Origin of the sequence: Pelistega suis (assembly GCF_013133795.1) — a bacterium.
In the GTDB taxonomy this organism is placed as follows: domain Bacteria; phylum Pseudomonadota; class Gammaproteobacteria; order Burkholderiales; family Burkholderiaceae_B; genus Taylorella; species Taylorella suis.
In genome coordinates, this window is the sequence record NZ_JABGBN010000007.1 from 117,487 (window position 1) to 128,670 (window position 11,184).

The 11,184-nt window shown below is 42.2% G+C and carries 11 protein-coding genes and 1 pseudogene; 11 read left to right on the forward strand and 1 reads right to left on the reverse strand.

The window, feature by feature from the left end:
- The first annotated feature begins 125 nt into the window (after positions 1 to 125).
- From HKX39_RS08725 to sstT, 6 genes are all read left to right on the forward strand, one after another.
- Positions 126 to 518, forward strand: coding sequence for an RNA-binding S4 domain-containing protein (locus HKX39_RS08725; RefSeq protein WP_171680938.1), 393 nt, complete (start codon positions 126 to 128; stop codon positions 516 to 518).
- A gap of 16 nt (positions 519 to 534) precedes the next feature.
- Positions 535 to 933 (forward strand): MliC family protein, encoded by a 399-nt coding sequence (locus tag HKX39_RS08730; RefSeq protein WP_171680939.1) that lies wholly within the window; start codon positions 535 to 537, stop codon positions 931 to 933.
- An 85-nt stretch (positions 934 to 1,018) separates the two neighbouring features.
- Positions 1,019 to 1,474, forward strand: coding sequence for a hypothetical protein (locus HKX39_RS08735; protein ID WP_171680940.1), 456 nt, complete (start codon positions 1,019 to 1,021; stop codon positions 1,472 to 1,474).
- Positions 1,475 to 1,495: 21 nt separating this feature from the next.
- Positions 1,496 to 2,446: an AEC family transporter gene (locus HKX39_RS08740; RefSeq protein WP_171680941.1), complete on the forward strand. Its 951-nt coding sequence runs from the start codon at positions 1,496 to 1,498 to the stop codon at positions 2,444 to 2,446.
- 282 nt (positions 2,447 to 2,728) lie between these two features.
- A complete protein-coding gene (locus tag HKX39_RS08745; RefSeq protein ID WP_171680942.1) occupies positions 2,729 to 4,090 on the forward strand; it encodes an alanine/glycine:cation symporter family protein in 1,362 nt (453 codons plus the stop codon).
- Between the two features lie 157 nt (positions 4,091 to 4,247).
- Positions 4,248 to 5,468, forward strand: coding sequence for a serine/threonine transporter SstT (gene sstT / locus HKX39_RS08750; RefSeq protein WP_343043443.1), 1,221 nt, complete (start codon positions 4,248 to 4,250; stop codon positions 5,466 to 5,468).
- A 146-nt stretch (positions 5,469 to 5,614) separates the two neighbouring features.
- Here sstT and ubiA read toward each other — a convergent pair whose 3' ends face one another.
- A complete protein-coding gene (gene ubiA, locus HKX39_RS08755) occupies positions 5,615 to 6,526 on the reverse strand; it encodes a 4-hydroxybenzoate octaprenyltransferase (protein WP_171680944.1) in 912 nt (303 codons plus the stop codon).
- Between the two features lie 203 nt (positions 6,527 to 6,729).
- Between ubiA and HKX39_RS08760 the strand changes: the two genes are divergently transcribed.
- From HKX39_RS08760 to HKX39_RS08780, 5 genes and pseudogenes are all read left to right on the forward strand, one after another.
- The gene (locus tag HKX39_RS08760) at positions 6,730 to 7,173 is read left to right on the forward strand and encodes a GAF domain-containing protein (RefSeq protein WP_425500277.1); all 444 of its coding nucleotides are present in this window, start codon (positions 6,730 to 6,732) and stop codon (positions 7,171 to 7,173) included.
- Between the two features lie 61 nt (positions 7,174 to 7,234).
- Complete coding sequence (locus HKX39_RS08765) at positions 7,235 to 8,521, forward strand: putative Na+/H+ antiporter (protein ID WP_171680946.1); 1,287 nt, start codon at positions 7,235 to 7,237, stop codon at positions 8,519 to 8,521.
- A 114-nt stretch (positions 8,522 to 8,635) separates the two neighbouring features.
- A pseudogene (locus tag HKX39_RS10685) lies at positions 8,636 to 8,848 on the forward strand (FmdB family zinc ribbon protein); the annotation flags it as partial.
- 36 nt (positions 8,849 to 8,884) lie between these two features.
- Entirely contained in the window at positions 8,885 to 10,684 is a 1,800-nt protein-coding gene (gene aspS, locus HKX39_RS08775) for an aspartate--tRNA ligase (RefSeq protein ID WP_171680948.1), read from the forward strand.
- A 24-nt stretch (positions 10,685 to 10,708) separates the two neighbouring features.
- Positions 10,709 to 11,184: hypothetical protein (locus HKX39_RS08780; RefSeq protein WP_216605077.1), on the forward strand; the 476-nt coding region annotated here is incomplete at its 3' end.

Genomic DNA, 11,184 nt, shown 5'->3' on the forward strand with positions numbered 1-11,184 from the left:
TTTGTATAATAAGCATAGTATACCGTGAAGGTCGCTTAAGCGGTTTTTGATGATGTGATATATTGAAACAACTTATCAATTCTTGACACTGAATTTTAGTAGGTTTGAGGTATTATTTTTTCAACATGAGTACTTTAGAAAAACTTCGTATTGATAAATGGCTATGGGCGGCACGCTTTTATAAAACTCGCTCTATCGCTGCTGATGAGATTGCTAAAGGTCGCGTTTTAATTAATGAGCAGTTATGTAAACCTGCTCGCGAAATTAAAGTAGGAGACCAACTAACTATTCAGCAAGGTCAGATTGAAAAAGTGGTGATGGTTCGTGCGTTAAGCTCGGTTCGAGGGCCTGCCCCTGTGGCTCAAACGCTTTACGAAGAAACGCAAGAGAGTATTGAGAAGCGTGAGCTCGAAAAAGAGCGTCGTCGTTTTATTCATGAGCCCGCTGATGACTATACCAAAGGACGTCCCACCAAACGTGATCGTCGAGAGCTAGAGCATTGGCGTCGAGTATTTTAATAAAATCAGGAGTTTTATGATGAAAAAATTTTCTCAATTAGCATTCGTAACTGGTTTGGCTGTATTCGCTAGTACGGCAGTTTATGCGTCAAGCTCATCTTCAGATAAAGTGGCTAAAGCGGGTGAGACCGCTACGCAGGACGTGCAAAAAATCACCTATGCTTGCAAAGATAATAAAAACTTCCAAGTGGTTTTTGTCAATGGTGAGAAAAATGCTTATGCCGTGATTACGCAAATGGAAGAGGTGTTGCCATTAGAGCAAACGACATCTGCCTCTGGTGCTGTCTTTAAAGCGATGGGTGAAGATTACAATTATGAGCTTGTGACAAAAGGTGATAAGGCATTTTTAAATGCAGGTGATCAGGTTGTTTATGAGGAATGTACTGTAGCTAATACCGCTAAATTAGGAAAATAGGCTGGCGACTTCTTTCGCAGATTACAACGAATAACCAATCCTAGGAGTATAATTCTAGGATTGGTTTTTTTATGGCGATGATTTTATGCGTACCTTGCGATTTTCAGCGAGCTTAACGGTTTTGTTTAGTGCTTTATTACCTGGTGTGGTAGGGTTGTGGGTAGGTGCTGCTTTTTTTATTTATCAAATTTTTCTGGCAATAGGGTCGGATGTTAGTCTCAATATTCCATTTGCTTTTCAAATATGGATGTTGACTGCCATGCATGGTCTCGTGATGTATGCTATTCCCAGTTTATTATTGGGTGTTGCGTTAATCTTTTTCTTGGATCGTGGTGTGCTAAAGAAAAAATTTGCCTTGATAAGTATTTTGGTCGCTTTAGTGATGACAGTATGGGCGGTAGGGACGGTAGACTTTACGGGGTCAATCGCCTTGATTTTTGGCTTAAGTGTGGTAGCGGTCTATGTATTTTTGTTATGGATTACCGTGCCTATGGAGCAACGTAAAACCGCTAAATTATTTGATGAGTTAAATAAATCATAGGATGAGTTTCAGAGAAAAAAGATGTGGGCAAATTTTCAAGAGGCGTTTTTATTTGCATTAAGTGTTACCTTACCGAGTGTTTTACTTTTGTTTTTAGGGTGGTATTTGCGTCGTAGTAAACAGGTCGATGCCGCTTTTTGTGATCAAGCCTCTAAAATCGTCTTCCGCTATTCGATGCCAGCCCTCTTATTTTTTAGTATTTATAGCAATAAGTCGGATTTTTCTAGTCAGTTTCAGCTGATTTTGGCTGGTTTCATTTCTAGTATGATTTTATTCATCGGTGCTGAAGTTGTTGCTCGATATACCATTAAGGAGGCACGTGACCAAGGGGTGTTTGTGCAAGGGGTGTATCGAGGCAATACCATGATTATCGGATTAGCCTTTGTCTCAAGTGCTTATGGAGCAGAAGGTGTAGCCATGGGGGCAGTGTATGGAGGGGCGATGACTTTGTTGTTTAATGTATTGGCAGTCATCACCTTAAGTCGTGGTAGCGGCAAAGTTAACCCACGCATACTATTGCAACAAATTCTTAAAAATCCGCTGATTCTTGCTATTTTGGCGGCTTTATTATGCAAAGGGTTACATGTACCGGTTTCTCCTTTATTAGCCGAAACTGGACGTTATTTATCCATTCTTGCCCTACCTTTAGCGTTGATTTGTGCAGGGGCAACGTTGCAGATACGCAGTTTGTGGCAAGTGGCGGATATGGCGATGTGGTCGAGTATTGGACGATTGTTGGTTGCGCCCCTTGTTGCGGTACTTTGTGGGCTAGCATTGGGGCTCGAAGGTATGGCGATGGGGATTCTGTTTTTGATGACGGCAACACCCGTAGCGGCGGCTAGCTATGTGATGGCAAAGGCAATGGGCGGTAATGATGTCGCCGCGGCAAATATTCTTGGCATTACGACCGTCGGTGCATTGCCTGTGGCTGCGGTAGGAATTATGGCATTGCGGTTGATGGGGTGGATGTAAGAGAATGTATGGCATGACGCCGAACAAGCACCAAGATGGTGCGCAATAAACTTGCTGTGTTAGTTTGTTGCTTTGCAACAAAACGTAAACAGCGCAAAAACCTAGGTATTTCCCTAGGTTTTTGTCTTGTAAGGCTAAATAAGTGATTTCACTTCTTTTCAAAATTGAAATAATTTGTATAATTTCTGAATGTGTTGTAGGAAATTGACTTGATATGCATAGATGGATAGTGCAATGCTCTTATAAACACAACTAATAGATATCTTCTTATAGGGAGTGAAGATGGAAGCTTTTAATAATCTCGTATCAGTCGTAAACGGCTGGGTTTGGGGTCCGTATATGCTAGTTTTCCTAGTGGGTACGGGTGTTTATTTAACCTTACGTTTGGTTTTCTTACAAGTTCGTATGTTGCCTTTTGCTTTAAAACAAGCTTTTGGTAAACATCCTAATAATGACGGCGCTGAGGGTGACGTATCGCATTTTGGTGCCTTGATGACAGCCTTATCGGCGACTATCGGTACAGGTAATATCGTGGGTGTAGCAACAGCCGTGGTATTGGGTGGTGCTGGCGCAGTATTCTGGATGTGGTTTAGTGCTTTCTTCGGAATGGCGACAAAATATGCAGAAGCAGTACTGGCAGTTAAATATCGCGTGGTTAACTCAAAAGGTGAGATGAGCGGTGGCCCGATGTATTATATTGAGCGCGGTTGTAATCTCAAATGGTTGGCTATTGCATTTGCGGTATTTGGTACGATTGCCTCTTTTGGTATTGGTAGCTCTGTGCAAGCTAACTCTGTGGCAGGTTCTTTACAGGCAAGCTTTGGTGTAGAGCCTTGGATTACGGGTGTTGTATTGACTGTTTTTACTGGCTTTGTAGTGTTGGGTGGTATCCAAGGTATTACTAAAGCTTCTTCAGTTATTGTTCCTGTGATGGCCGTAGTGTATGTGCTTGGTGGTTTATTAGTGATTTTAAGTAACTTCGAAGCAGCTGGTGCAGCGATTGCTAAGATTTTCCATGATGCCTTTACGTGGGAAGCAGGTTTTGGTGGTGCATTGGGTACGATGATTCGCTATGGCGTGGCACGTGGGGTATTCTCTAATGAGGCTGGTTTAGGTTCTGGTCCTATTGCAGCAGCAGCAGCTAAGACTGATCACCCAGGTCGTCAAGCGTTAGTTTCAATGACAGGTACATTCTTAGATACGATGGTAGTATGCTCTATTACGGGTATCGTATTAGTGATGGGCTTAACACTTAACCCAACAGACTTAGTCGCTGCGGGTGTTAAAGGTGCGGCGTTAACCACACAAACATTTGAGTTCTTATTACCTGGTTTTGGTGGTTACATTGTGACTTTCGGTCTAGTGTTCTTTGCTTACTCAACAATCTTAGGTTGGTGCTATTTTGGTGAAAAATGCTCAGCTTATGTATTCGGTGATGGTTTTGTACATACTTATCGAATTGTATATGTCGCTACAGTAATGTTGGGTACAATCGTGAGCCTAGATCTTGTTTGGAATTTAGCGGATACCTTTAATGGTTTGATGGCGATTCCTAACTTGATTGGTCTCGTATTATTAGCAGGCGTTGTTGTAAAAGAAACAAAAGACTTCGTTGCTAAGCGTAAGAGCGGTGAGCTACCTTAATAGTGAGCATAGCGAAAACATCTAATGTTTAGTTTTATCGCTACACGCATTTTCTTGCGCCATTGGAGTAGTGCTCCGATGGCGTTTTTGTATTTTATTACTTAAAATTATTTAACTTCTTGTATTTTGAGTAAAATACGCAGATTATTACAGGAGAGTGAAAGTGAATAGTCAGCAATTTATCAAGGCTTATCTCAATGGCAGCCTCGTAAAGCAAATTCTTATTGCTTTGCTTTTAGGCGGTTTGTTGGGCTGGTTTTTACCTAATTTTGCATTGAAATTTGAATTATTAGGGAGTCTATTTGTTGGGGCGTTAAAGTCTGTTGCCCCTATTTTAGTTTTTATCTTAGTATTGGCGGCGATTGCACGTCAAGATATTGGTACATCGGCGAATATGAAACCGATTATTATTTTATATTTGATGGGTACGTTCTTAGCTGCGTTAGTGGCTGTTTGTGCAAGTTTCTTGTTCCCGATGACGTTGTCACTACCTAATCCAGAGCAAGTGTCTACTGCACCGTCAGGTATTCTTGAGGTTTTAAAAACCTTAGTTTTTAAAATGGTGGATAACCCAGTTAATGCAATTGCTACAGCTAATTATATCGGTATTTTGACTTGGGCAATTTTGATTGGTGTTGCTTTACGTGCTGCATTGCCTCAAACAAAAACAGTGGTAGCAGATATCTCATCAGCAATCACTAAGGTGGTTCAATGGGTAATCCGTCTTGCTCCTATTGGTGTTTTTGGTATTGTGGCATCGACAGTTGCGATTACTGGTGTAGAGGGCTTGCTGAGCTATGCTAAATTACTCGCGGTTTTAGTGGGAGCAATGTTGTTTGTCGCACTTGTGGTGAATCCGCTGATTGTATGGACAAAGATTCGTCGCAATCCTTATCCATTGGTGTGGACGTGTTTATCAGAAAGCGGCATGATGGCATTCTTTACGCGTAGTTCGGCAGCGAATATCCCAGTGAATATGAATTTGGCTAAGAAACTCGGTCTAACAGAAGAAACCTATTCTGTTTCTATTCCTCTGGGTGCGACTATTAATATGGCTGGTGCAGCGATTACGATTGCCGTATTGACGCTAGCTGCGGTGAATACCTTAGGGATTACCGTTGATTTTTCGACTGCTTTATTGCTAAGTGTGATTGCAGCGCTTGGTGCTTGCGGTGCTTCTGGTGTGCCAGGAGGCTCTTTATTACTTATTCCCATGGCGTGTAGTTTGTTTGGTATTAGTAATGAGTATGCGGCACAAGTGGTGGCAGTGGGCTTTATTATTGGTGTTATTCAAGACTCAGCAGAGACAGCGTTAAATTCCTCAACGGATGTGTTGTTTACGGCTGCTGCAGATATTGCGGCTCGTGAGCGAGGATAATCAAACGTTGTTCTCTTTGATGTAAAAGTTAAAAGCCCGTAAATGATTTTTACGGGCTTTCTCATTGGATTTACTTATATTATCGTAAAACCCAAGCCCTTAGTACAGAAAGGGTAGGGAAATTTTAATGTTTTAAAGTTAAATGATTAAAATGTACCTAAAATAGAGGCAATGATAAGTAAAAGTCCTGTGTGAATATTGGCTTTAAAAAGGTAGTGACTTTTTTCAGGGCGCTCTAAATCAAATACTTTTAATTGCCAGAATAAATGAGCAGCAACCAAAGCAATCGCCAGATAATATGCCCAAGCCATATGGAGAAGTGTCCCAGCGATGATCCAAAGTAACACGCTCATGACATAGAACCCACTCAACCAATAGATACCCTGATTGCCAAAACGTCTGGCGGTAGATCTCAAACCTAAACGCTCATCATCACGAATATCGGTATAGGCATAGAGGGTGTCATAGCCGATTTGCCATGTTAAGGCACCTAACCACATTAATATAGCCCCCAGTGGTAGGGTGTTTGTTGTATCTGACCATGCCATGAGCATGCCCCAGTTAAAAGCTGCTCCTAAGACAGCTTGAGGCCAGTACGTAAAGCGTTTGCAAAGTGGATAAATAATCACCAATGGTACTAAGGCAAGTGCTAACCAACGGCTAAAGGGATTAATAAAAAAGAGCAGTAGTGCAGATAGGGCAAACTGCGCAAACAAAAAAGCGATAGCTTGTTTGAGCGAAACTTGTCCACTTGTTAAGGGACGAAAACGTGTACGTTCTACGTGCTTATCAAAATCACGATCCCAGATATCATTAACGGTAGAACCTGCACTGCGCATTAATAAAGCACCGAGTGAGAAAATAACTAATCGCCAACCATCAGGCATGCCTCCTGCTGCTTGAATGAGAGCAGCAATACAGGGAAGTAGCGTTAGCCAAGTACCTACAGGACGGTCAAGGCGTGCAAGACGTGCATAGGATCCCCAACTTGCGGGTAAATATCTCGCTACCCAATCATCGTGGTAAATATCGCTTAAGTCAGGTTTTGATGTAGACATAATCGCTTAAAAGTAGTGTTATTTCTTGTTATTGTAACGATTTATTAATAAATGCTCTATGAATTTTTAGGGCTTTCAACGCAAAAATTTATTTGGTGTTAGAATGTAGGAACGTTTATCAGCCAATAAGGCTGTTTTTTTGATGTTGGAATATTAAGATGTTTGAAATTAAAGCAACTGATGCCTCCTTAGGTAAGGCTGAGATGTATCGTCTTTTAGTTGAGCAGTTAAAAGGACTTCTTGAGGGAGAGCATAATCTTATTGCTAATGCCGCCAATATGAGTGCTTTGGTATACCATCAGGTGCCAGATTTAAACTGGTGTGGATTTTATCTTTTTGATGGCACTGAGTTAGTATTGGGGCCATTCCAAGGCAAAGTCGCTTGTGTGCGCATTGCACTCAATCGTGGTGTTTGTGGGGCTGCAGCAAGCTCTCGAGAGACACAACTTGTTAAGGATGTACATAGTTTTCCAGGGCATATTGCCTGTGATGCAGCATCTCAATCCGAAATTGTGGTGCCTTTAGTGAAGAATGGTCAATTAATTGGTGTATGGGATGTAGATAGTCCTATACTGGCTCGCTTTGATGAGGAAGATAAGGTGGGTATGCAGGCTTTATGTGAGGTATTTTTATCCTCAATCGACTAATTAATGATTTATCAAGTAGTAGAGCGCTGTTTTCTACTGCTGTCTAAAGGGGGAAGGCGCTGTGTCAAGTACCATTGAAATCATTGCGACGGTATTATTCTTTTTAGCTATTATTCATACCTTTTCGGTACCATTTTTCGCAAAATTGGCTCATAAGGGTGGGCCGCATGCCGGTATTTGGCATTTGATGTCAGAGGTAGAGGCTGTTTTTGGTGTATGGGCAACGGTATTGATTTTCTTTATGGCAGTCAGTACGGGAGTAGAGTCAGCGGTATCGTATATGGATACACGTAATTTTACAGAGCCTTTATTTGTTTTTACGATTATGGTGGTGGCGGGGAGTCGTCCGATTATTGAGTTAGTTAAGGCTATCGTCCGCTTTATCGCTAAGGCAGTTCCGATACAGACTGAAGTAGCGACCTTCTTTATTACCTTAAGTTTAGTGCCATTAGCAGGGTCTTTAATTACCGAGCCTGCAGCGATGACATTGGCCGCTTTAATGCTTAAAGAGGCATTTTTTGAACGGACGGGTAATCTTCGCTTTAAATATATCGTAATTGGTGTATTGTTTGTGAATATCTCAATTGGTGGAGTATTAACATCTTATGCGGCACCTCCTGTACTGATGGTCGCTCAAGCCTTTGGTTGGGATACTGCTTATATGGCAACACATTTTGGTTGGCGAGCAGTAATTGCTGTTATTCTCAATGCCCTAATTGTGACCATGATTTGTCGCAAAGATTTAATCTCACATGCGGTAGGTACAGGGCATGGGATTAACGATCCAGACGGCGTTGATGAATATCGTGAACCCGTTCCGGTGATTTTTATGTTTATTCATGCCTTATTCCTTGTGTCCGTGGTGGTATTTGCTCATCATGTTTCTATTTTTATCGGTATTTTGATGCTTTTTATCGGTTTTTGTGGTGCATATAGTCGTTATCAAGATCCATTAATGATTAAAGAAGGCTTGATGGTAGGTTTTTTCCTGGCAGGACTGATTATTCTTGGTGGTCTGCAGAAGTGGTGGTTACAAGATTTATTAGCTGGCTTGTCACCGATGGCACTTTTTTGGGGCTCCCTCAGTCTAACGGCCGTCACAGATAATGCGGCCTTAACTTACCTTGGCTCTTTGGTGGATGGGACGAGTGAGGCTTGGCGTTATATGCTGGTGGCAGGAGCCGTGACTGGAGGTGGCTTAACCGTGATTGCTAATGCACCTAATCCAGCCGGTTTTGCTATTTTGCGGACGACTTTCCCTGCCGAAGCTATTTCACCGAAGAACTTGATTCTGGCGGCAATTTTACCAACCTTATTAGCGGCGGGGTTATTTTTGCTGCCAGTTTAAAATTTCTAAACGCAAATGGATTTAAAAGCGGTAAAATAAACGGTTAAGTTTTTATTTTGACAAGGTTTGTGGTGTTGCCATAAACCTTGTTCCTATTAAAAAGAGAGTATTAAGGTGCCTATTTACGCATATCGATGTTCTAGCTGTGGGTATAGCAAGGATGTTTTGCAGAAAATGTCAGATGCCCCATTAACAAAATGTCCAGAGTGTCAAAAAGAAACGTTTGTGAAGCAAGTGACAGCTGCCGGTTTCCAGTTGAAAGGGACAGGTTGGTATGTGACGGATTTCCGTGGTGGTAATAATGGAAATAGCGGTTCTTCTGGTAGCGATAAATAGATTTTTTTAAAGATTCGGAGCATTTTTATGACGACGCGTACTTGTTATACAGGTGATGTAAACCTAGCGCATTTAGACCAAACAGTGACTTTATATGGTTGGTGTCATCGTCGCCGTGACCACGGTGGTGTAATTTTTATTGATTTGCGTGACCGTGAAGGTTTGGCACAAATCGTTTTTGATCCTGATAATCAAGAGGCGTTTAAAATCGCAGAGGGTGTGCGTAATGAGTATTGCTTACGCATCACAGGTTTAGTACGTAAGCGTCCAGAAGGCACGACTAATGCGGATCTTAAATCAGGTGAAATTGAGGTGTTATGCCGTGAAGTTGAGGTCTTAAACCCATCGGTCACGCCACCATTCCAATTAGACGAGGACAATCTTTCTGAGAATATTCGTCTCACTCACCGTGTGATTGATTTACGTCGTCCAGTCATGCAAAACAATCTGAAGTTGCGTTACCGTGTTTCTATCGAAGTGCGTAAATACTTAGATGAGTTAGGTTTTATCGATATCGAAACACCGATGCTTACTCGCTCTACACCAGAGGGTGCGCGTGACTATCTCGTACCATCACGTGTACATGACGGTCAATTCTTTGCATTACCACAATCACCTCAATTATTTAAACAGATGTTGATGGTGGCAGGTTTTGATCGTTATTATCAAATCACTAAGTGTTTCCGTGACGAGGACTTACGTGCAGACCGTCAACCAGAATTTACACAAATCGACTGCGAAACATCTTTTTTAAACGAGTTCCAAATCCGTGAAATTTTTGAAGGCATGATGCGTCATGTCTTTAAAGTAGTGAAAGGTGTTGAATTAGCCAATCCATTCCCTATCATGACATGGGATGAGGCGATGGGTCGTTATGGTTCAGATAAACCTGATTTACGTGTGAAATTAGAGTTTACTGAGCTTACCGATGTGATGCGTGATGTGGAATTCAAAGTATTTAGCGGTGCGGCGAATTTAGAGGGTGGTCGTGTTGTAGGTCTGCGTGTGCCGGGTGGTGCAGAGCTTTCTCGCAAAGAAATCGATGACTACACACAATTTGTGGCGATTTATGGTGCTAAAGGTTTGGCTTATATTAAAGTCAATGATTTGGCAGCAGGTCGTGACGGTTTACAATCACCGATTGTTAAGAATATCCATGACGCAGCATTAAATGAAATTATTGCTCGCACAGGCGCGCAAAATGGCGATATTATCTTCTTTGGTGCTGATAAAGCCAAAGTGGTGAATGACGCTATCGGTGCTTTACGTGTGAAGATTGGTCTGAGTGATTTTGCGAAAGCCAATGGTCTATTTGAGGCTGGCTGGAAACCACTATGGGTCGTGGACTTCCCGATGTTTGAATATGACGAAGAGGAAGGGCGTTATTTCGCTGCTCACCACCCATTCACCAGTCCAAAAGATGGACATGAAGACTTATTAGCGACAGACCCAGCTAAAGCGTATGCAAAAGCGTACGATATGGTCTTAAACGGCTGGGAAGTGGGCGGTGGTTCTGTACGTATTCACCGCGAAGAAGTTCAAAGCAAAGTCTTTAAAGCATTGGGCATTGATGCAGAAGAAGCGCGTGCGAAATTTGGTTTCTTACTTGACGCACTACAATATGGCGCGCCTCCGCATGGTGGTTTAGCATTCGGTTTAGACCGTATTGTGACATTGATGACGGGTGCCGAGTCAATTCGTGATGTGATTGCTTTCCCGAAAACTCAACGTGCTCAGGATTTATTAGTACAAGCACCGTCTCCTGTGGATGAAAAGCAATTACGTGAGTTACATATTCGTCTACGTAATCCAGTAGATGTGAAGTAAATGCATAGGTCGTTCATGAATTGAGTGACCTCATCGCATGATGAAAGGACTGCCATCTGTATTGAACAGGAGGCAGTCTTTTTAATTTGTGCCAGTTCACAGAGTGGTTTACATGCGGGCAAAGATGGCTTAGAGCTTACCATACAGGGTAATACTCACCTTAAAGGTGGGATAGTGGACAGCCAGGCTACAGCAGATAAGAACCGTTTTAGTACAGGGACACTGACGACAGAAAATATCCATAACTATAGCGAAGTGAAGGTGGAGAATATCGGGGGAGGTTTTTCAACCGACATGTCTCAGAACATGGCCAATGGAGTCGCTGCAGGGTTGAGTGCCTTAGGGAGTGTAAATAAAGCAGATCATTCCACCTCCTATAGTGCGATAGGCCCAACTATTTATCTGACAGTCGACCAAGGAGAAATACCGACAGGTTTATCTCGTGATACGCAGAATGCTAATGCTAAGACAGAGCGTTTTGATATGACAGAGGTGAGAGA

Coding starts and splice junctions, on each gene's coding strand:
- HKX39_RS08725 (WP_171680938.1), top strand. CDS start 126: ATGAGTACTTTAGAAAAACTTCGTATTGATAAATGGCTATGGGCGGCA.
- HKX39_RS08730 (WP_171680939.1), top strand. CDS start 535: ATGATGAAAAAATTTTCTCAATTAGCATTCGTAACTGGTTTGGCTGTA.
- HKX39_RS08735 (WP_171680940.1), top strand. CDS start 1,019: ATGCGTACCTTGCGATTTTCAGCGAGCTTAACGGTTTTGTTTAGTGCT.
- HKX39_RS08740 (WP_171680941.1), top strand. CDS start 1,496: ATGTGGGCAAATTTTCAAGAGGCGTTTTTATTTGCATTAAGTGTTACC.
- HKX39_RS08745 (WP_171680942.1), top strand. CDS start 2,729: ATGGAAGCTTTTAATAATCTCGTATCAGTCGTAAACGGCTGGGTTTGG.
- ubiA (WP_171680944.1), bottom strand. CDS start 6,526: ATGTCTACATCAAAACCTGACTTAAGCGATATTTACCACGATGATTGG.
- HKX39_RS08760 (WP_425500277.1), top strand. CDS start 6,730: ATGTATCGTCTTTTAGTTGAGCAGTTAAAAGGACTTCTTGAGGGAGAG.
- aspS (WP_171680948.1), top strand. CDS start 8,885: ATGACGACGCGTACTTGTTATACAGGTGATGTAAACCTAGCGCATTTA.